The following is an 18,336-nucleotide window of genomic DNA, read 5'->3' on the forward strand; positions in this document are numbered from 1 at the left end:
GAGGTAGGTGACGATCTCTTCGACCTCTTCGTCCGAGACGAAGGGGCCGTGGACGCGGGTGATGCGGGCGCCGCCAGCCATGTAGAGCATGTCGCCCATACCCAGCAGTTGCTCGGCGCCCTGTTCGCCGAGGATGGTGCGGCTGTCCACTTTCGACGTGACCTGGAACGAGATGCGCGTGGGGAAGTTCGCCTTGATCGTGCCGGTGATGACGTCGACCGAGGGGCGCTGCGTGGCCATGATGATATGGATGCCGGATGCGCGTGCCATCTGGGCGAGGCGCTGGATGCAGGCTTCGATTTCCTTGCCTGCGACCATCATCAGGTCGGCCATTTCATCGACGACCACCACGATGAAAGGCATCTTCTCGGGCGCGAATTCCTCGGTCTCGAAGATCGGTTCGCCCGTATCCTCGTCGAACCCCGTCTGCACTGTGCGCGAGAACATTTCGCCGCGACCCTGCGCGTCCGCCACGCGGCTGTTGTAGCCGTCGATGTTGCGCACGCCCATCTTGGACATCTTGCGATAGCGTTCCTCCATCTCGCCCACGACCCATTTCAGCGCGACGACCGCCTTCTTCGGGTCGGTGACGACGGGGGACAGAAGGTGTGGGATGCCGTCGTAGACGGAAAGTTCCAGCATCTTAGGGTCGATCATGATCATGCGGCACTCTTCCGGCGTGAGGCGGTAGAGGAGCGACAGGATCATCGTGTTGATGGCGACCGACTTACCGGAGCCGGTGGTCCCCGCGATCAAGAGGTGGGGCATCTTGGCGAGGTTGGCCACGACCGGGCCACCGCCGATGTCTTTGCCCAAGGCCAGCGGCAGGCGCATGTTGGTGTCGCCGAAGTCGCGGGCCGACAGGATTTCTCGCAGGACCACCTTTTCGCGGTTCGCGTTGGGCAGTTCGATGCCGATCACGCTGCGGCCCGGCACGGTCGAGACGCGGGCGGACAGCGCCGACATCGACCGGGCGATGTCGTCGGCCAGACCGATCACGCGGGAGGCTTTGAGGCCCGGTGCAGGCTCAAGCTCGTACATCGTGACGACGGGGCCGGGGCGGACCGAGACGATCTCGCCCTTCACGCCGTAGTCGTCGAGCACGGTTTCCAGCATCCGAGCGTTCTCTTCCAGCGCCTCATCCGACAGGTGATGACGCTCGATGTTCGTCGGGTTCATCAGGAGGTTCAGCGGCGGAAGTTCGTATTCCACATCGTTCTCGGTGAAAGCGAGCGACGGCTGCGCTTCGGCCATCGCCCGGCTGGAGGGCTTGGTCGCCTTGCGGGGCGGATGCTGAACGACCTTTTTCGGCTCCGGCATCGGCGGGGGGGTATAGGCATCCGGCATGTCGGGCGCGGGTTCGTAGGGCGCGCCGTCGAAGTCGGCGTCATACCCCGGACCTATGTCGTCGTCGCGACCCGGCATCCAGTCGTCGAGGATGCGCGGCTCATGCGGGCGGTCGTAGGCCCGCATGTCGGGCTCGAGGGCGAGGGGTTCGCCCTCATCCTCGTAAGGTTCGGCCAGGTATTCCTCGGTCGCGTAGTTCTGGACCGGGTAGTCTTCGACCGCGTCGTCGGTCATGTCGGCGAAGATGTTGCCCCGCTCGAGCTCGGGTTCGGCCACGGGCGCGGGTTGAGCGGCCTGCGCGGCGGTCACCGGCGGTTCCGGGCGCATCGACGGGTCGAGCCGGATCACATGCTTGGGGTGCTGCGCCTTGGCGCGGGCCGCGGCGCGGGCGATCATGGCCGAGGTGGTGTTGGCCGGTTCCTCTTCCTGCTCATAAATCGGCTGCCCGGTCAGTTGCGCGGTGCGATTGCGCAGGGCGTTCGCGATCTTGGCCGAGATGCGGTCGGGGTTGTCGCCGCCTTCGGGATCGGCGCCGTGGAACGTGTTGTCGATCAGTTCCGGCTCGGGCTCGGGCGCACGTTTCATCACCCGCGACAGCAGGCCGCCTTTGGGTTGAGGCTGTGGTTGCGGTTGTGGCTGCGGTGCGGGGGCCGCTTCCGCGTATGCCATCTGCGGCTGAGGCGCGGGTTGGGGCGCGGGCGCCCGGCGCATGGGCGGTTCGACCGGGGCTTCGGCCCGGATCACCCGGTTCGCGGCCATGGGGGGCGGGCTGTCGACCGCTTCGTCGGGTTCGTAGAGCGGTTCGTCCTCTGGCTGGGTCCAGCTTTCGCGCGTTTCACGGCGGCTCGCCTGATAATCCTGCACGCCACGCGCGGCGGCACCTGCTGCGGATGCGGCCGACGCGGCGCCCGCGCGGGCACCCATGGCGGCCCCACGTGCGCCGAAACGGGCGAGTTTGAGAAGTCCGGCATAGGTCATCACGACGCCCACGATCAGGAACCGCGCCATGCGGCCCAGTTCATAGCGCGTCACGCCCAGTGCGAAGGCGCCGACGATCAGGGCGGCGAAGGCGAAAAGGATGGCAAGCAGCTTGATCCCGAACGCGGCGGAGCCGGGCATGACCCCCAGCACGGCGCCCAGAACCGTGTCGCCGAACAGCCCACCCATGCCGAACGAATGGGTCCAGTCGACCGGCGGCACGAGGGTCGAGGCATAGACCGAGGCCAGCGCGACGGCGATGGGCGCGAAGATCGCACGGGCCATGGCGCGTTCTTCACCCCGATGGAGGATGTAGCGGGCGCCCCACGCGGCGAAGGCGGCGGCAAAGCCCCAGGCCCCGTAGCCAAGGATGATGGCGAGCGGCGAGGCGAGCGTTGCGCCGAACTGGCCGAGCGCGTTCTGCGCCGGACCTTCGGTCGCGGACATCCAGCCGGGGTCTTCGGCCGAGTAGGTGGCCATCATCAGGGCGATGGCCACACCCACGACGAACAGCGCGAGGCCGAGGAGTTCCTTGCCCCGTCGTTCGATCATCGCCTGCGTGGCTTCATCGAATATCGGATCTCGTTCCCTGACGTGGTATGCCATGTTGTCCTCGTCCTCAGTTCAGGAGGCAGTCGCGCATCGTTTCCAATGTGCGCTGCGTCTCTTCTTTCGGGGCGACAAGCGCCACTCTTATGTATTCTTTTCCGGGGTTTGCCCCGTTCACGTCCCGCGCGAGATAGGCGCCGGGCAGCACGCGAATGCCGGTTTCGGTCCAGAGTTTCATCGCCGCCGCCTCGCCGTCGTCGACGGGCAGCCACAGGAAGAACCCGGCCTCGGGCTTGTGGTATCCGGGGTAGTCCGCGAAGACCGCATCGGCGATCGCATACTTCTCTTGATAGAGTTTGCGCGAAGCGATGACGTGATCTTCGTCGGCCCAGACCGCCGCCGCCGCGTGCTGCAATGGAAGCGGCAGGGGCGCGCCGGCATAGGCGCGAAGCTGGCGGATGCGGGCCATGTTTTCGGGGCCGGACGCCACGAAGCCAGACCGCAGTCCGGGCAGGTTCGAGCGTTTGGAGAGCGAATGGAAGATCACCACCCGCTCGGGGTCGGCGCCGCCGAACATCGCGACCTCCATCGCGCCGGGGGGCGGGGCGTCGCGGTAGATTTCGGAATAGCATTCGTCCGCGAAAATGCGGAAGTCGTGCTTTTCGGCCAGAGCGATCAGGTTGGCCCAGTAATCGCGGTCGGCCACGGCACCCTGCGGATTGCCGGGTGAACAGATATAGGCGATCGCGGTCCGGGTCAGGATCTCGGGCGGCAGGCTGGCATAATCGGGCAGGAAGCCGTTTTCGGCGGTGGCCGAGACGAACACGGGTTCGGCACCCACGGCGGCGGCGGCCACGGCGTAGACCTGATAGAACGGGTTCGGGATGAGGATGACGGGCTTCGCCCCGCGCACCTCTTCCGGGCACAGGGCGATGGCCGCGTTGAACAGCCCCTCGCGCGTGCCGTTCAGCGGCATGACCTGATTTTCGGTCGATATGTCAATGCCATAGCGGCGTTCGAGCCAATCGGTGAAGGCGCCCCGCAGCTCCGGCGTCCCTTCGTTCGGCGGGTATTTCCCGAAGTCCTGGGCGGTTTCGGCAATGATGCGCGACACGAAATCCGGCATGGCGTGCTTCGGCTCGCCAATGGTCATATGCACGACATCGCCGCCCGGCGCATGTGCGTCGAGCAGTGACCGCAAACGCGGAAACGCATATTCTGGCAGGCCCGCAAACCGCTCGGGGAACGCTGTCATCGTCTCAGTGCCTCAAGGTTCGGGATCGTTGTCGCCCCGATTTGGGACGAGGATAACGGGATTGTGTGGCCCGGTCCAGAAAAAGGCGGGAATCCACGGGGTTATGTGGCTTTTGGGTTCTGCGAGGTTTCGCTGCGGGCTTGCGCCCACAGCGATCCGCTGGGAGGGCGCTGCCCTCCCAGACCCTCCCGAGGTATTTTCAGACCGAAGAAGGGATCAGGTCAGCGCGTGTTCGGCGGCGGCCCCGATACGAAGCAGCCGTTCCTCGCCCATCGGTTTACCGATGAACATGATCCCCGCGCTGGGCGTGCCGGTCGGCAGGGTCAGGGCGGCTCCGTCGAGGAGGTTGCCGTAGCGCGTATTTCTGAGCGTCATCAGGTTTTCGGTGACGTAGTAGTCGTCATCTTGGAGCAGGCGTTCGGCCTCCGGCGGCATGTTGGGGGTCGTGGGCAGGACGAGCGCATCGTAACCGGCGATTTGCGCGCGAACGCTGGCACGGATCGCGTCCAGTCGCTGCCATGCCGCGATGTAATCGGAGGCGGTGAAGGCTGCGCCGGATTGGAAGCGGTCGCGGATTCGGGCGAACATCGCGTCCGGGTCGGATTCGATCCGCTCGCGCCAGGTGCCCCATGCCTCTGCCGTGTAGAGCAGGGCCGACATCGACTGCGCCTCGTCCAGTTCGGGGATGGCGCGGCGGTCGATCCGGGCGCCCGCTGCCGCGAGTTTGCTCAAGGCCGTCTCGAACGCGGCGGCGGGCGTTTCGCGGGTGTCGGTGAGCACGTTTTCCAAGACGAGGAACCGCGTGCCGGCGAGCGTTGCGCCGCCGAGGTCGGCTGGCTTGCCGCCTTCGAGCGCGGCAAGAAGAAGGGCTGCGTCTTCGACCGTGCGACACAGCGGTCCGACTGTGTCGAAGCGGGCGGCAAGCGGCACGACGCCTTTCAGCGACAGCCGCCCATGCGTGGTTTTCAGACCCACGAGGTCGTTCCACGCCGAGGGCACGCGCACCGAACCGCCGGTGTCCGACCCGATCCCGGCCGCGGCAAGGCCGTGGGCGACCGAGGCTGCGGCACCGGAGGATGAGCCGCCGGGCACCGCATCGGGGCTGTTGACGTTCGGCGGCGTGGCGGTGATCGGGTTCAGACCGAGGCCGGAGAAGGCGAGTTCGGACATATGCGTCTTGCCCAGACACACCAGCCCCTGAAACGTCGCAGAAACGAGAACCTCGGCGTCCGATTTGGGTTGGCGATCCTTCAGAAGCGCCGATCCCGCCTCGGTCTCGATCCCCGCCGTATCGAACAGGTCCTTCCACGAGATCGGAACACCGTCGAGCGGCCCCACGCGACACCCGCCTTTCGCCCGGACGGCGGCGGCCTTGGCTTCGGCGACGGCGCGGGGCCGGGTGATGCGGGCGTAAATGCGCGCGCTTTCCGGGTGCGTCTCGGCGGCGTCCAGATAGGCTTCGGTCAGGTCCACCGGGTCGATCGTGCCCGCGCCGATGCCACGACCCAGATCGCCCGCACTCATCCAAAGCCAGTTGTCGGCCATTTGCCCCTCCGCTGTTTTCGCGCAGGCTAGCGACGGCAGGGCGCATGGACAATCCCGACGCAGGGGCGCAGAAACGGAGCATGACGACAGACACCGATATCGTGATCGTGGGCGGCGGGCTGAACGGGCCCGCTCTGGCCTTGGCTCTGGGTGACGCCGGTTTCGACGTGACCGTGATCGACGCGCTTCAGGCAGGGGCGCGTGGCGAAGACGCGTTCGATGGGCGCGGTTATGCGCTGGCGCTTGCCTCGCAACGGTTGTTGAAGGCCATCGGGGTCTGGGGCGCGGTCGCGGAGAATTCGACGCCACTTCTGGAAATCCGCATTTCGGACGGCAAGCCCGGCACCGGGCCGGGGCCTTTCGTGCTGGAATTCGACCATGCCGAGATCGACGAGGGCCCGATGGGCTACATGGTCGAAGATCGGTTTCTGTCGCGCGCGCTGGCGGGCGCGGTCGAAGCGCATCCTCGCGTGACCGTGCTGTCGGGGGAGACGGTGGTTGCGCAGGCGGTCGAAGGGTCGACCGCGACCGTGACGCTTGCCAGTGGACGCACCCTTTCCGCCCGGCTGATCGTCGGCTGCGACGGGCGTGCATCCGGCACGGCGCGGCGGGCCGGGATCGACCGATGGGGTCATGACTACGGGCAGACCGCCCTTGTCTGCGCCATCGCGCATGAGCACCCGCATCATGGTGTCGCGCATCAGTTCTTCATGCCGCCCGGACCGCTCGCCATACTTCCCTTGCCCGGCAATCGCTCGTCCATCGTCTGGACCGAAACGACCGAGGATGCGGCGCGCGTGCATGCGCTGGATGAGGCCCTGTACCTCGACCATCTGCGCCCGCGGTTCGGCGATTTCCTTGGCGACATCTCGATCGCGGGGGAGCGGTTCACCTATCCCCTGAACCTGACCGTGGCCGAACGCTTCGTCGACGACCGTGTCGCGCTGGTCGGAGACGCGGCCCACGGCATGCACCCGATTGCGGGGCAGGGGCTGAACGCCGGGCTCAAGGACGTTGGAGCCCTTGCCGAAATCCTGACGCTCGCCAAACGCCGGGGCGAAGATTTCGGGCGGCGCGACGTGCTGGACCGATATCAGCAATGGCGCAGGTTCGACGTGATGCAGATGGTGCTTGCCACGGAAGGCGCCAACCGTCTGTTCTCGAACGACAATCCGATCCTGCGTGTCGCGCGGGACGTGGGTCTTGGCCTAATCAACGCCATGCCGGGCATCAGGCGCGGCTTCATCCGCGAGGCCGCCGGACTGACCGGAGATTTGCCGAAGCTGCTGGAAGGGCGTCAGATCTAGCGTTTGCCGCAGGTCTTGAGTTGCAGGTCGTAGATGGCGGCGCGCGCGGCGACTTCGTCCGAAATCCTGAGAAGCCACGATTTGCGGTTGTGCGTGCCGCGCAGGTAGCCCGCCCGACCTTCGTGATAGGCAAGGTACTGGTTCTTGGCGTCGCCCAGTGCCACTCCGGTCTCGGCAACCGTCTGGGTCATATACCAGCCGATGAAATCGGTGGCGTCGCGGATGTCGTGGCGCTTGGCCCCGCGCTTGCCCTGCTCGTCGCGGTAATCGTCCCACGTGCCGTCCAACGCCTGAGCATAGCCATAGGCCGAGCTTTGGCGGCCCATCGGAATGACGCCCAGAGTGTATTGCATCGGGGTCCGGTTGTTCCCGATGAACTTCGATTCCTGATAGATGAACGCCATCTGAACCGGCACCGGCACACCCCATTTGCGCTCCGTCGCCTTCATGGCGCGCAGGTATTTCGGGCGTTCTTTCACGATGGCACAGGCGTCATCCAGATTTTGCGGCGCAGAAAAGTTCTGTCCGCAGGACACGAGTGCCGCCGCAACGACGGTCATTATCAGGGCGCGGAGAAACCTGCTCATCTGCCTCTCGCTATGGTCTTTTGTTTTTTTCGACCATAGCGGATTCAAGGCGATTTGAAAATGGTGCGGTTTTTCAGACGAAAAAGGCGAGGGTGAGCGGCAGGGTCACGACGGCGACGAGGGTGGATACGACGACGAGCCCGGCGACCTCGTTCGGGTCGGTATCGTACTTTTCGGCCAACAGGTAATTGGCCACCGCGACGGGCGTGGAGAGCTGAACCGTGAGCACCGCAAGAGCGGTCGGTTCCAGGCCGAACGCCTTACCGATCGACCATGCGATGACGGCCCCGAACCCGATCTTGAGAAGCGAATATCCGAACGCCCGGATCAGGCCGGACGGGCGCAGCCGGGCGACCGCGACGCCCAGCGTGAGTAGCATCAGGGGGATGGCGAGCTGCGCGATCAGGTCGAGCGTGTTCGTGAGGAACGTCGGCGTCTGCCAGCCCATCACCAGAAACAGCGTGCCCGCGAGGGTGCCGATCAAGATCGGGTCCTTCAGCACCCCGATCGGCGATCCGCCGCCGGAGACGAGCCAGAGACCGACCGTGAACGACAGAACCGCCATGACGGCGAAAACGACGACGGCATAGTCCAGCCCGACGTCGCCAAAGGCGAAAAGCGCGAGCGGCAGTCCGAGGTTTCCGGTATTGCCGAACGTGAGCGGGGCAAGGAAGCTTCGCACGCTCGCGCCGCGAAGCTTCAACAAGATGAAGAAAACCACCGCGACCGCCACATATGCGGCGAGTGCCGCCACCGAAATCGCGGTCAGGGCCGAAGGCTCGATTTCGGTATCCATGAGCGCCGTGAAAATCAGGGCGGGTGTGCCCAGCGTCATGGCGAGTTTGGTCACGAAATTGATTCGGTACTCATGGCCGAGTTTGACCCACCCAAAGCCGATTGCCGCCAGCAAAAACACGGGCGCGACGATTTCCAGCACTGTCAGAACGAGGTTCACAATCTGTTTCCCCTGAATCACATGACCCCCGATGGACAGGGGCTACCCGAGTGACTAGTAGTGGTGTGGGGACTGTTGATCTATGTTGAAAACGCACGCGAAATATCATCTCGGGCAAATCGTGCGCCATCGCAAACATCCGTTTCGCGGTGTCATTTTCGATGTGGATGCGATGTTTTCCAACACGCAGGAATGGTACGACGCGATTCCCGAGGAAAGCCGCCCGCCCAAGGACCAGCCGTTCTATCACCTGTTGGCCGAGAACGATCAGACCTATTACGTGGCATATGTGTCCGAGCAGAACCTGGTCGAAGATTATTCGGGCGAGCCTGTGACTCACCCGGATGTCGAGGATCTGTTCGGCGATTTCGAAGACGGCCACTATCCGCTGCACTTCCAATTGAACTGAGCAGACAGGCAGACCTGAAACGAACCGGGCGCCGCAAGGGCGCCCGTCGTGTTTTCAGCCCTTGGGAAGAGAACCTCGGTGCCGCGCACTGGGTGGGGGCTGTTAAGCGCGGCACCGAGGGAAGCATTGCAGCTACAGGTCCCGTTTTGCCCCCGCAATCTGTCCGCGTTTGGGAACCAATCGGGCAATTTGGGGGCATTTCGTCTCGACATGGTTAATGACGATGGGGCGCTAAGTGCTCGCGTCGAACTCGGCAAAGTCGATGGCGAAGGTCAGTTCATTCCGTGCCCCGTCGCGGCGGTAAGTCAGGTCGCGCGTCAGGTCGTGGATGATGCCCCAACCGAATCCGCCCTCCGGCAATTCGTGGGTTTCGACTGTCAGATCGTGGCGCTGGGCGGCGGGAAGCCGTTCCCCGGGCATCGGCATGCCGTCGTCGCGAATGCGCAGCGACAGGGCATTGCCCGCGCGCCACGCCTCCAACTCGATGATCCCGTGGCCCCGATCCGTGAACGCATGTTCGACGACGTTGTTCAGCACTTCGGCGAGAACGAGTTCGGCGAAATCGCAGCCGTCCCGATCCACGCCCATGTCGTGAAATGCGGCGACGGAGGCGGACAAGGCGCGCCGAACCGACCGCTCGCCTGCCGGAAACAGAAGATGCAGACCACCATTTCCGGCAATCGGTCCCGCCCTGTGCCTGTCGCGCGCGTGTCCCATGAAGCTCAGAGGCTCACTCTGCATTCGCAGGCCCCGCCAGAACGGCATCCACGCTATCGTGGATGGTAAAGACCCGGTCCATGCGCGTCAGGGCGAACACCTTGGCCACGCTCCGGGTCAGTCCCGCGAGTTCGAGTTGCTGTGGCCCGACCGCTTGTTTCATCGCGGCGACGATGGCCCCCAGCCCGGAACTGTCGACAAAGGTCACCGCCGAGAGGTCAAGGATCACACGGTTCGGTCCGCCCACGATCAGGTCGCGCATCTGGTCTTTGAACTGGATCGCCACCGCGGCGTCGATCCGAGCCTCGCCCACGTGGACGACGCGCGTGTCGCCGGTGTCCCGAATGCCGAGCTCCATTGCCAATCTCCTTCGCGGGCGTTTTGATGGCGCCAAACTAGGAAAGCTTCGTTACCAACCGGTAAGCGCGGAGCAGAAAAGCGACGGGAGACTAAGATGGAAAACGTGGTGATCGTGGGGGCGTCCCGTACGGCCATGGGCGGCTTTCAGGGCGTGTTCGACGGGGTTGCGGCTGCGGATCTGGGCGGTGCCGCCATCAAGGCCGCGATGACCGATGCGGGGGCCACCGCCGACCGAATCGAAGAGGTCCTGATGGGCTGCGTCCTGCCCGCAGGCCAGGGTCAGGCACCCGCGCGGCAGGCGGGATTCGCGGCTGGCTTGGGCGAAGAGGTGCCGGCGACGACGATGAACAAGATGTGCGGGTCCGGAATGAAGACCGCCATGGTCGCCTTCGACCAGCTCGCGCTTGGCCAGACCGGGATCATGGTCGCTGGCGGGATGGAGAGCATGACGAATGCCCCCTACCTTCTGCCGAAGATGCGCGGCGGTGCGCGGATCGGGCACGGGCAGGTGATCGACCACATGTTTCTCGACGGTCTGGAAGACGCCTATGACAAGGGCCGCCTGATGGGGACCTTCGCCGAAGATTGCGCCGAGGCGTTCCAGTTCACGCGCGAGGCGCAGGACGAATACGCCATCGGGTCGCTGAACAACGCGCTCGAAGCACAGAAATCTGGGGCGTTCGACGGTGAGATCACGCCAATCACGCTCACCACCCGAAACGGCGACGTCGTGATTGGCGAGGACGAACAGCCGGCCAAAGCGCGTCCCGACAAGATCCCCACCTTGAAGCCTGCGTTCCGCAAAGACGGCACGGTGACCCCGGCCAACTCGTCCTCGATTTCTGATGGCGCGGCGGCGCTCGTCATGGCGGGCGAAGGGGCGGCCGAAGCGGCCGGTCTCAGGATTCGCGCGCGCCTCCTCGGCCATGCCTCACACGCGCAGGCCCCCGCGCTCTTCCCGACCGCCCCGGTTCCGGCAGCGAAAAAGCTGCTCGACCGGATCGGCTGGACCAAGGAGGACGTGGATCTTTGGGAGGTGAACGAAGCCTTCGCGGTCGTCCCCATGGCCTTCATGCAGGAAATGGGCCTTGGCCGCGAGATCGTGAACGTGAACGGCGGCGCCTGTGCGCTGGGCCACCCGATCGGCGCCTCGGGGACCCGGATCATCGTGACGCTGTTGAACGCGCTCGAAAAGCGGGGCCTGAAACGTGGTGTGGCGGCCATCTGCATCGGCGGCGGCGAAGGCACGGCCATCGCGATCGAGCGCGTCTGACCTTCTCTGTTTCAAGAAACCTCACGGGGGTCCGGGGGTGTGAAACCCCCGGCCTCGCCACCTGGAGATCCGCATGGATTATGCCGAACTCGCCCAACGCATCCGCGCCCTGACCGAGGAGGAAACCGACGAGGTCGCCCTCATGGCGACCGTCGCCTGCGAGGTGCACAATTTCGACGACCGCTTCGACTGGACCGGGTTCTACCGGGTGACCGCGCCGGAACTGCTCAAGATCGGACCCTATCAGGGCGGCCACGGCTGCCTGACCATCCCGTTTTCGCGCGGCGTCTGCGGTGCGGCGGCGCGGACCGGCGAGGTGCAGCGGGTGGCGGATGTCGAGGCGTTTCCGGGGCATATCGCCTGTTCCTCCTCGACCCGTTCTGAACTGGTCATCCCGGTGCGTGACGGATCGGGCAAGGTGATCGGCGTGTTCGATATCGACAGCGACCGGCCCGACGCCTTCACCGAATCGGACGCTTCGGCACTCACGGCCATTCTCGACGAGGTCTTTTCAAAATGCTGACCGGCTCCTGCCTCTGCGGCGCGATCCGCTTCACCGTCGCTGGGACGCTCGCCGAACCGGGCGCTTGTCATTGCACCCAATGCCGCAAGCAGTCGGGGCATGTCTGGGCCTCGGGCGAAGTGGCCCTGTCGGATGCCGACATCACCGGAGAGCCGCGCTGGTATGCCGCCAGCACCGAGGCGCGGCGGGGGTTCTGCCCCACTTGCGGATCGTTTCTTTTCTGGCAGGCAAACGGGTCAGACCAGATCGGAGTGGCCTTGGGGGCCATCGACGGGCCGACCGGCGTGACCGGTTTCCGGCACATCTTCACTGCCGACAAGGGCGATTACTACGCCATCCCGGAAAGCGAATTGCGATGATCCTCGGCCTCGATCCTGCGACCGTGCTGGCCTTTCTCGGGGCGGGGGTGGTGCTGAACCTCACCCCGGGCGCGGACGTGATGTTCGCGACCGCTTCGGGGGTGTCGGGCGGGCCACGCGTGGGGGCCGCCGCCGCTTTCGGCGTCGCGCTGGGCGCGCTGTGGCACACGGTGCTGGCCGCTGCCGGGCTGTCGGCTCTGCTTGCGGCCTTTCCGCTGGCCTATGATGCGGTGCGATATGCGGGCGCGGCCTACCTCCTGTTCCTCGCGTGGAAGAGCTGGCGCGCGAGCGCCGTGGCGCAGGGCGACGGGGTGCAGAAGCTGGGCCGTGCCGTGTGGCGCGGGTTCCTGACCAATGCGCTCAACCCCAAGGTGGCGCTCTTCATCCTCGCGCTTCTGCCGCAGTTCACCACGCCCGAGGCCGGGCCGCTTTGGGTTCAGATCCTCGTCCTTGGTGCGATTTTCGCGGGAACGGGCTTTTTCATCACCGCGGGTTACGGTGTCACCGCCGGTCTGGTCGGGGCCAAACTCGTCCGCCATGCCCGGCTCCTCAACCGTGTCGGCGCCGTCGTCTACGCGGCGTTGGCGCTGCGTCTCGTGCTGGCCGGTGGGCAACGCTAGGCTTGCGCGTGTCGCGCGGCTTTGCGAAAGGCCGGGGATGGATGACCTTTACGACCCGCCCGACGATCCGCTCGACATCATCCACATGGATCATGAGATTCTCGTGGTGAACAAGCCGTCGGGGTTGTTGTCGGTCCCGGGCAAAGGCGAGCATCTGGCGGACTGTCTGATCGCACGCTTGCAAACGGCGTTCCCCGAGGTGCTTCTGGTCCACCGGCTCGACCGTGACACGTCGGGCGTGATGGTGTTCGCCCTGACCCCGCACGCGCAGCGCCACCTTGGATTGCAGTTCGAAAAGCGGCAGGTGAAAAAGACATATGTCGCGCGCGTCTGGGGCGATGTTCAGGAGGATACGGGCACCGTCGACCTTCCGCTGATCGTCGATTGGCCCAACCGGCCGCGCCAGCATGTCGATTTCGAGAAGGGTAAGCCCGCCGTTACAGACTGGAAGGTGCTGAAGCGGGAAGGTGCGACCACACGAATGCGGCTGTTTCCACAGACCGGGCGCAGCCACCAGTTGCGCGTTCACATGCTGGAGCTTGGCCACCCGATCTGCGGCGATCCGTTCTACGCCGAAGGTCCGGCGCGCGACTTTCCCCGCCTGATGCTACACGCGGAAAGCCTTAGGTTTCGCCACCCGGACGGGGGCAAGGGCATGAACTTTCGCGCGAAGGCACCGTTCTGACCGGTCTTGCGTTCGGCTTTCAGGCAGCGCCGCGCCATGACTACCAGAATACTAGGATTCTAGTATCCTGAACTCCAAGCTAAACCCCTGTGAAATAACGCTATTCCAGCGTCAGATTCGGGATTGGCTCCAGCGTGTTAACCAATTCGCCCCTGAGCGGCTCGTGCTGTGCGGGCAGTTTCAGCGCCTCCCCCAGCGTTTCCACCGGCTCGTCGGCATCGAAACCGATGTCGAGCGTCGCGACCTCGAACAAAACGCCGCCCGGTTCGCGGAAATAGATCGAGTGGAAGTAATTCCGGTCGCGCACTTCGGTCGGTTTGAGGCCCGCGTCGATCACCGCCTCACGCACGTCAAGCAGGGTCTCGTCGTTGGGAGTGGCGAATGCGATGTGGTGAACCGATCCCGCGCCTTCGACCGATTTCGCGACGTCCGGCGCCGCCATCACGTCGATGATGCCGACCGGGGCTTCCATCGTCAGGCGCGTGGTGGTGCCTTCGACCCCGGCCTCGGCGTAGCCCATCGCGGTCAGCACATCGAGCGTGGGCCGGGGGTCGGCGATCATGAGCGTGACGGAATGGAAGCCCCGGATGCCCATCGTCTTGGGCAGCGCGCGCCATGGTTCCCGATCATCGTCGCATTCGACCAGAGCGAGCGTTTCGCCGTCGGGGCCCGGAAACCTGAGTTGCGCCTGGCCGAAGACCTCGATCCGGGTCGCGCCCTTCAGCCGGGCTTCCCAGTCGTCCAGCGATCCGCGCGGCACGGAAAAGGCGGTCACGGCCACCTCGCCGGTCCCGCGATGACCCTGTTTCCATTTCCGGTCCGGGAAATGCGTCATGACCGTGCCGGGGGTGCCCTTTTCGTCCCCGAAATACAGGTGGTAGACGTAGGGATTGTCGAAATTCACCGTCGTCTTGACCCGGCGCAGGCCGAGCGTGCCGGTGAAGAAGGCGTCGTTCTCGGGCGCGGGGCCGGCGAATGCGGTCACATGGTGCAGACCGTGGATATGCGGGATCATCTTTTCCTCCGTTTTGGCGATTACGGCGATGCGCTTTGGGTGGATGATAACAGGATTATCCCTATCGTGCGGATATGAGCTTTTCCGGCGCGAAACTGATATTGCTGATCGGCGGCAAACTTCTGACAATCCGGCGCGACGACGACCCGTCGATCCCTTGGCCGGGGTTGTGGGACTTGCCGGGAGGCGCGCGTGAAGGGGATGAAAGCCCGGAGGCCTGTGTGTTGCGCGAAACGGTCGAGGAAACCGGGCTCACACTCGCGCCCGAGGGGCTGGTCTGGCGAAAGCATTACCTGCGGCCCAACCCTGCGTGGTTTTTCGCGGCCAAGCTTGGCGCGGATGCGTTCAGCCGCGTTCGTCTGGGCGACGAGGGGCAGGCGGTGGCCCTGATGCACCCCGCCGGTTGGGTTCTGCGCGACGATGTGATCCCGCATTTCAGAATGCGCGTTGCCGAGGCGATGGATGATATGCACGATCTGTGATCGCTTACGGGGGCGGACCGACCGGAACATCTGACTTGATGGTAAAGGCCGCTCCCCGCATAGTGTGCCCGACATTTCAGCACACGGAGTAGACGCCCATGAATTCCGAGGATTTCCTGTCCCAGTTTGTGGGGTCGAATATCGTCCTCCTTCTTATCGCGCTGTTCATTATCGTCTCGATTTTCCTCGGCGTGCGGATCGTGCCGCAGTCCGAGAAATTCGTGGTCGAGCGGTTCGGGCGGCTTCAGGCGGTGCTTGGGCCGGGGATCAACTTCATCATCCCGTTCCTAGATCGGGTGCGGCACAAGATCTCGATCCTCGAACGCCAGCTTCCGACGATGAGTCAGGATGCGATCACGCGGGACAACGTGCTGGTGCAGGTCGAGACCAGCGTGTTCTACCGTATTCTGAACCCGGAAAAGACGGTCTATCGCATTCGCGATGTGGACGGGGCGATTTCCACGACCGTCGCGGGTATCGTGCGAAGCGAGATCGGGATGATGGATCTGGACGACGTGCAGTCGAACCGCACGCAGCTGATCGCGCGGATCAAATCGCAGGTCGAGGATGCAGTCGACAACTGGGGGATCGAGGTGACGCGGACCGAGATTCTCGACGTGAACCTCGATCAGGCGACACGCGACGCGATGCTTCAGCAGCTCAATGCCGAACGGGCCCGTCGGGCGCAGGTGACCGAGGCCGAGGGCAAGAAGCGCGCGGTCGAGCTTCAGGCGGATGCCGAGCTTTATGCCGCCGAACAGATCGCCAAAGCCCGCCGCATTCAGGCCGATGCCGAAGCCTATGCGACCGAAGTCGTGGCCAAGGCCATCGCCGACAACGGGCTTGAGGCGGCGCAGTATCAGGTCGCGCTGAAACAGGTCGAGGCGCTGACCAAGGTGGGTGACGGACCGGGCAATCAGATGATCCTGTTGCCCGCCGATGCGGTGGACGCCTTCAAGAACGCCTTTGGTATGCTCAAGGGCCGTTCATGATGATGCTTTGGGAAATCTGGTGGGTCTGGATCGCGGCGGCGCTGGTCCTCGCGATTTTCGAGGTGTTCACGGCCGGTTTCGTGTTCGTGGGCTTCGCGCTGGGCGCGGCGGTCGTGGGTGTCTTGCTCGCCGTCGGCGTGTCGATCGCGCTCGCATGGGCGCTTGTGGTCTTCGCTATCGTGTCGGTCGCCGCATGGGTGATCCTGCGCGCGGCCTTCGGTGTGCGACGCGGGCAGCGCCAGACCTTTCACCGCGACATCAACGAGGATTAGTCGGCAGGCGCCACCATGCGGGCGACGGCCCGCACCGCGCCGAGCTGCTTGCCCTTGACCAGCCATGAGACCGCAAAGGCGAGAACGCCGATGGTTTCGAGGATGAACATGTATTTGTAGGGCGCGAGGGTTTCGGTGATCCGGTCGGACAGGACGTAGGGGACGAGCGCCAGCAGGGCCAGGATCATGACGCCCCCGCAGCCGACAAAGATCAGGTTGTCGCCGGTCCAGACCATTTTCCCGTCCGAGTCGCGGTCCGACTTGGTGAACTGAAAGATCGACATCAGCGACAGCAGAACGAAAAAGCCCGTGGCAGAGCCGAAGTGTAGTAGGTTCGGGTGCCCCTCGATCCCGAGGTTCACGTCGGGCAGCGCGACCATGTCCGGGCTGTCGACAACCACCGGGAACAGCGCGACCCCGATGGCGAAGATCCCAGCGCCGCTGGTCAGGACGTTGTCGGACAGCGTTTCGTCGTCGGTCTTCGCATAGCCCTTGTAACTGACCAGAAACACGCCGATCGCGCACATAGTGCCGACGAAAACGCCGCCCATGTGGGTGTAGTAAAACTCACTGATCGAGGGCGCGAAGACCGTATCAGGCAGCAGGCCATAGATGATGAGAACGGCGGGCAGGAAGAAGCCGAGCCAGCCAAGCGCGCGCCGGACGTTCAGATACTCGATGACGAGGGCGTTCTTGTCCTCTTCGATGTCGCCTTTGATTTCCTTGCCAAGCTGATCCACGGCGCTCTCCCCGTTGCGTGGGCGTAGTCTACCATGGTCGGTCGCCGCGCCTAGTCAGCGCAGCCTTACCTGTGACGGCGGCGCAATCCCCCTACGGCAGGCTTGCGAGGATCGCTTCAGCGGCGGCACGCGGATCGGGCGCGGACTTGATCGGGCGGCCGACGACGATGTGGTCGGCGCCGTCCGAGATGGCTTTCTCGGGTGTCGCGATCCGTTTCTGGTCGCCCGTCTCGGCGCCTTGTGGGCGAACGCCCGGCGTCACGATCAGCTTGCCGCTGGCCTCCGGCAAGGCCCGGATCAACGCGGCTTCGTGCGGGGAGGCGATCACGCCGTCCGCCCCGGCGGCCATGGCCCGGCGCGCGCGTTCCACGACAATGTCCTGCACGTCGCCCTGCGACATCAGCATGTCGTCGAGGTCGGCGCGGTCGAGCGAGGTCAGGATCGTCACGGCGAGGATCTTGAGGTCCGAGGCCCCTTTGCCTTCCTGCGCCGCGCGCACCACATGCGGATCGCCGTGGACCGTCAGGAAGTCCAGCCCGTAGTTCGCAAGCCCGCGCACGGCGGCCTCGACCGTGTTGCCGATGTCGAAGAGTTTCATGTCGAGGAAGATGCGCTTGTCCATCCCGTCGATCAGTTCGCGGGCCAGGGCGAGGCCCCCGCCGGTCAGCATACCAAGGCCGATCTTGTAGAAGCCCACTGGGTCACCAAGCCGTTGCGCCAGTTCCAGCCCGGCCAGCGCGTTGGGAACGTCGAGCGCCACGATCAAGCGGTCGTCGGTCTTGGTCATGTTCTCGGCCATGGGCGATCCTTTCCGGTTTCGGCCCTTGTGCGAAAGCCGCCCGATTCCGTCAAGCGTTCAGCGGTAAAGCTGGCGCATGTCCGGTGCACCCACCGTCAAACAAAATGGGTCGCTTCGATGCCAGTGTCATCCGGCCTTGGCGCGCGGTGAGAAAGGCAGACGACCCACCGCCGACATAATGTCGACCGAGATCTGTTCTTCGCCACGGCGAAACCCCGGCATGGCGCGCGCCTGATCGAGCGCATGGGTCACGAGGTCGTAGGTGATGAGCGATGAGGGGCAGTCGTGCGCCCTGTGCGACTGGCAGATGAAATTCACATGCCGTTGGCGCGCGCCCCCATCGGGCAACATCGCCATGGATACGGCGGCGCGGAAGCATTTCGCGCGATCGTCCCAGCGCAGATCGCGGATGTCTATGTCGGTCACTTTCATGGTCGGTCCTGTTTGCCCCACGGCGCGGACCATCGCCGAAAGTGGTGAACATTCCGTTCGCGATTGGTTGCGCGAAGGTGAACGGACATATGCAATTTTCGTGATCACAGACTTGCGAGGGGGGTGACGCCCCCC

21 protein-coding genes are annotated in these 18,336 nt (G+C 64.6%); 10 read left to right on the plus strand and 11 right to left on the minus strand.

What is annotated here, in order from left to right:
- From RB2654_RS14705 to RB2654_RS14715, 3 genes are all read right to left on the minus strand, one after another.
- The coding region (locus RB2654_RS14705; protein WP_008333256.1) for a DNA translocase FtsK at positions 1–2,931 on the minus strand (2,931 nt) is incomplete at its 3' end.
- A 13-nt stretch (positions 2,932–2,944) separates the two neighbouring features.
- Positions 2,945–4,129, minus strand: a complete 1,185-nt coding sequence (locus RB2654_RS14710; RefSeq protein ID WP_008333257.1) for an aminotransferase class I/II-fold pyridoxal phosphate-dependent enzyme — start codon at positions 4,127–4,129, stop codon at positions 2,945–2,947.
- A 216-nt stretch (positions 4,130–4,345) separates the two neighbouring features.
- On the minus strand, positions 4,346–5,674 hold the full coding sequence (locus RB2654_RS14715; protein ID WP_008333259.1) for an amidase: 1,329 nt from the start codon (positions 5,672–5,674) through the stop codon (positions 4,346–4,348).
- An 80-nt stretch (positions 5,675–5,754) separates the two neighbouring features.
- Between RB2654_RS14715 and RB2654_RS14720 the strand changes: the two genes are divergently transcribed.
- The gene (locus RB2654_RS14720; protein WP_040885737.1) at positions 5,755–6,981 is read left to right on the plus strand and encodes an FAD-dependent monooxygenase; all 1,227 of its coding nucleotides are present in this window, start codon (positions 5,755–5,757) and stop codon (positions 6,979–6,981) included.
- Here the strand turns inward: RB2654_RS14720 and RB2654_RS14725 are convergent.
- Positions 6,978–7,568 carry a transglycosylase SLT domain-containing protein gene (locus RB2654_RS14725; RefSeq protein WP_040885038.1) on the minus strand — a complete coding sequence of 197 codons (591 nt, stop codon included), beginning with the start codon at positions 7,566–7,568 and terminating at the stop codon, positions 6,978–6,980. The two genes, RB2654_RS14720 and RB2654_RS14725, sit on opposite strands and share 4 nt — an antisense overlap.
- A 73-nt stretch (positions 7,569–7,641) precedes the next feature.
- Positions 7,642–8,523 (minus strand): AEC family transporter, encoded by an 882-nt coding sequence (locus RB2654_RS14730; RefSeq protein WP_040885039.1) that lies wholly within the window; start codon positions 8,521–8,523, stop codon positions 7,642–7,644.
- 82 nt (positions 8,524–8,605) lie between these two features.
- Here RB2654_RS14730 and hspQ point away from each other — a divergent pair, with 82 nt between their 5' ends.
- Complete coding sequence (gene hspQ, locus RB2654_RS14735) at positions 8,606–8,932, plus strand: heat shock protein HspQ (protein ID WP_008333273.1); 327 nt, start codon at positions 8,606–8,608, stop codon at positions 8,930–8,932.
- 231 nt (positions 8,933–9,163) lie between these two features.
- On the opposite strand, the gene RB2654_RS14740 is transcribed toward hspQ, so the two are convergent.
- Positions 9,164–9,673: an ATP-binding protein gene (locus tag RB2654_RS14740; protein WP_161600697.1), complete on the minus strand. Its 510-nt coding sequence runs from the start codon at positions 9,671–9,673 to the stop codon at positions 9,164–9,166.
- Positions 9,663–10,007, minus strand: a complete 345-nt coding sequence (locus RB2654_RS14745) for an STAS domain-containing protein (protein WP_008333281.1) — start codon at positions 10,005–10,007, stop codon at positions 9,663–9,665. The genes RB2654_RS14740 and RB2654_RS14745 overlap by 11 nt, the downstream gene beginning before the upstream one ends.
- A gap of 96 nt (positions 10,008–10,103) precedes the next feature.
- Here RB2654_RS14745 and RB2654_RS14750 point away from each other — a divergent pair, with 96 nt between their 5' ends.
- The 5 genes from RB2654_RS14750 to RB2654_RS14770 all read left to right on the plus strand — a co-directional run bounded on the left by RB2654_RS14750 (position 10,104) and on the right by RB2654_RS14770 (position 13,469).
- Positions 10,104–11,282 (plus strand): acetyl-CoA C-acyltransferase, encoded by a 1,179-nt coding sequence (locus RB2654_RS14750; RefSeq protein ID WP_008333283.1) that lies wholly within the window; start codon positions 10,104–10,106, stop codon positions 11,280–11,282.
- 73 nt (positions 11,283–11,355) lie between these two features.
- Positions 11,356–11,805 carry a GAF domain-containing protein gene (locus tag RB2654_RS14755; RefSeq protein ID WP_008333284.1) on the plus strand — a complete coding sequence of 150 codons (450 nt, stop codon included), beginning with the start codon at positions 11,356–11,358 and terminating at the stop codon, positions 11,803–11,805.
- On the plus strand, positions 11,799–12,164 hold the full coding sequence (locus tag RB2654_RS14760) for a GFA family protein (RefSeq protein WP_008333285.1): 366 nt from the start codon (positions 11,799–11,801) through the stop codon (positions 12,162–12,164). The genes RB2654_RS14755 and RB2654_RS14760 overlap by 7 nt, the downstream gene beginning before the upstream one ends.
- On the plus strand, positions 12,161–12,784 hold the full coding sequence (locus RB2654_RS14765) for a LysE family translocator (RefSeq protein WP_008333286.1): 624 nt from the start codon (positions 12,161–12,163) through the stop codon (positions 12,782–12,784). Before RB2654_RS14760 ends, RB2654_RS14765 begins: the two co-directional genes overlap by 4 nt.
- A gap of 37 nt (positions 12,785–12,821) precedes the next feature.
- Positions 12,822–13,469, plus strand: coding sequence for an RluA family pseudouridine synthase (locus RB2654_RS14770; protein WP_008333287.1), 648 nt, complete (start codon positions 12,822–12,824; stop codon positions 13,467–13,469).
- Positions 13,470–13,569: 100 nt separating this feature from the next.
- Here the strand turns inward: RB2654_RS14770 and RB2654_RS14775 are convergent, their stop codons facing one another.
- Complete coding sequence (locus RB2654_RS14775; RefSeq protein WP_008333288.1) at positions 13,570–14,484, minus strand: VOC family protein; 915 nt, start codon at positions 14,482–14,484, stop codon at positions 13,570–13,572.
- A 74-nt stretch (positions 14,485–14,558) separates the two neighbouring features.
- On the opposite strand from RB2654_RS14775, the gene RB2654_RS14780 reads away from it, so the two are divergent.
- The 3 genes from RB2654_RS14780 to RB2654_RS14790 all read left to right on the plus strand — a co-directional run bounded on the left by RB2654_RS14780 (position 14,559) and on the right by RB2654_RS14790 (position 16,230).
- Positions 14,559–14,966, plus strand: coding sequence for an NUDIX hydrolase (locus tag RB2654_RS14780; RefSeq protein ID WP_008333295.1), 408 nt, complete (start codon positions 14,559–14,561; stop codon positions 14,964–14,966).
- 98 nt (positions 14,967–15,064) lie between these two features.
- Entirely contained in the window at positions 15,065–15,958 is an 894-nt protein-coding gene (locus tag RB2654_RS14785) for an SPFH domain-containing protein (protein ID WP_008333300.1), read from the plus strand.
- Positions 15,955–16,230 (plus strand): NfeD family protein, encoded by a 276-nt coding sequence (locus RB2654_RS14790; RefSeq protein WP_008333301.1) that lies wholly within the window; start codon positions 15,955–15,957, stop codon positions 16,228–16,230. The genes RB2654_RS14785 and RB2654_RS14790 overlap by 4 nt, the downstream gene beginning before the upstream one ends.
- Here RB2654_RS14790 and RB2654_RS14795 read toward each other — a convergent pair.
- The 3 genes from RB2654_RS14795 to RB2654_RS14805 form a co-directional block, all read right to left on the minus strand.
- Positions 16,227–16,970: a hypothetical protein gene (locus tag RB2654_RS14795; protein WP_008333302.1), complete on the minus strand. Its 744-nt coding sequence runs from the start codon at positions 16,968–16,970 to the stop codon at positions 16,227–16,229. The two genes, RB2654_RS14790 and RB2654_RS14795, sit on opposite strands and share 4 nt — an antisense overlap.
- 91 nt (positions 16,971–17,061) lie before the next feature.
- Positions 17,062–17,769 carry an orotidine-5'-phosphate decarboxylase gene (gene pyrF, locus RB2654_RS14800; protein WP_008333303.1) on the minus strand — a complete coding sequence of 236 codons (708 nt, stop codon included), beginning with the start codon at positions 17,767–17,769 and terminating at the stop codon, positions 17,062–17,064.
- A 126-nt stretch (positions 17,770–17,895) separates the two neighbouring features.
- On the minus strand, positions 17,896–18,201 hold the full coding sequence (locus tag RB2654_RS14805) for a hypothetical protein (protein WP_008333304.1): 306 nt from the start codon (positions 18,199–18,201) through the stop codon (positions 17,896–17,898).
- Positions 18,202–18,336: the final 135 nt, after the last annotated feature.

This window comes from Maritimibacter alkaliphilus HTCC2654 (assembly GCF_000152805.1).
Taxonomy (GTDB): domain Bacteria; phylum Pseudomonadota; class Alphaproteobacteria; order Rhodobacterales; family Rhodobacteraceae; genus Maritimibacter; species Maritimibacter alkaliphilus.

What these genes read in the sequence shown, in the direction of transcription:
- RB2654_RS14710 (WP_008333257.1), bottom strand. Translation starts at nt 4,129, where the DNA reads ATGACAGCGTTCCCCGAGCGGTTTGCGGGCCTGCCAGAATATGCGTTT.
- RB2654_RS14715 (WP_008333259.1), bottom strand. Translation starts at nt 5,674, where the DNA reads ATGGCCGACAACTGGCTTTGGATGAGTGCGGGCGATCTGGGTCGTGGC.
- RB2654_RS14720 (WP_040885737.1), top strand. Translation starts at nt 5,755, where the DNA reads ATGACGACAGACACCGATATCGTGATCGTGGGCGGCGGGCTGAACGGG.
- RB2654_RS14725 (WP_040885038.1), bottom strand. Translation starts at nt 7,568, where the DNA reads ATGAGCAGGTTTCTCCGCGCCCTGATAATGACCGTCGTTGCGGCGGCA.
- hspQ (WP_008333273.1), top strand. Translation starts at nt 8,606, where the DNA reads ATGTTGAAAACGCACGCGAAATATCATCTCGGGCAAATCGTGCGCCAT.
- RB2654_RS14740 (WP_161600697.1), bottom strand. Translation starts at nt 9,673, where the DNA reads ATGCAGAGTGAGCCTCTGAGCTTCATGGGACACGCGCGCGACAGGCAC.
- RB2654_RS14745 (WP_008333281.1), bottom strand. Translation starts at nt 10,007, where the DNA reads ATGGAGCTCGGCATTCGGGACACCGGCGACACGCGCGTCGTCCACGTG.
- RB2654_RS14750 (WP_008333283.1), top strand. Translation starts at nt 10,104, where the DNA reads ATGGAAAACGTGGTGATCGTGGGGGCGTCCCGTACGGCCATGGGCGGC.
- RB2654_RS14755 (WP_008333284.1), top strand. Translation starts at nt 11,356, where the DNA reads ATGGATTATGCCGAACTCGCCCAACGCATCCGCGCCCTGACCGAGGAG.
- RB2654_RS14760 (WP_008333285.1), top strand. Translation starts at nt 11,799, where the DNA reads ATGCTGACCGGCTCCTGCCTCTGCGGCGCGATCCGCTTCACCGTCGCT.
- RB2654_RS14765 (WP_008333286.1), top strand. Translation starts at nt 12,161, where the DNA reads ATGATCCTCGGCCTCGATCCTGCGACCGTGCTGGCCTTTCTCGGGGCG.
- RB2654_RS14770 (WP_008333287.1), top strand. Translation starts at nt 12,822, where the DNA reads ATGGATGACCTTTACGACCCGCCCGACGATCCGCTCGACATCATCCAC.
- RB2654_RS14775 (WP_008333288.1), bottom strand. Translation starts at nt 14,484, where the DNA reads ATGATCCCGCATATCCACGGTCTGCACCATGTGACCGCATTCGCCGGC.
- RB2654_RS14780 (WP_008333295.1), top strand. Translation starts at nt 14,559, where the DNA reads ATGAGCTTTTCCGGCGCGAAACTGATATTGCTGATCGGCGGCAAACTT.
- RB2654_RS14785 (WP_008333300.1), top strand. Translation starts at nt 15,065, where the DNA reads ATGAATTCCGAGGATTTCCTGTCCCAGTTTGTGGGGTCGAATATCGTC.
- RB2654_RS14790 (WP_008333301.1), top strand. Translation starts at nt 15,955, where the DNA reads ATGATGATGCTTTGGGAAATCTGGTGGGTCTGGATCGCGGCGGCGCTG.
- pyrF (WP_008333303.1), bottom strand. Translation starts at nt 17,769, where the DNA reads ATGGCCGAGAACATGACCAAGACCGACGACCGCTTGATCGTGGCGCTC.
- RB2654_RS14805 (WP_008333304.1), bottom strand. Translation starts at nt 18,201, where the DNA reads ATGAAAGTGACCGACATAGACATCCGCGATCTGCGCTGGGACGATCGC.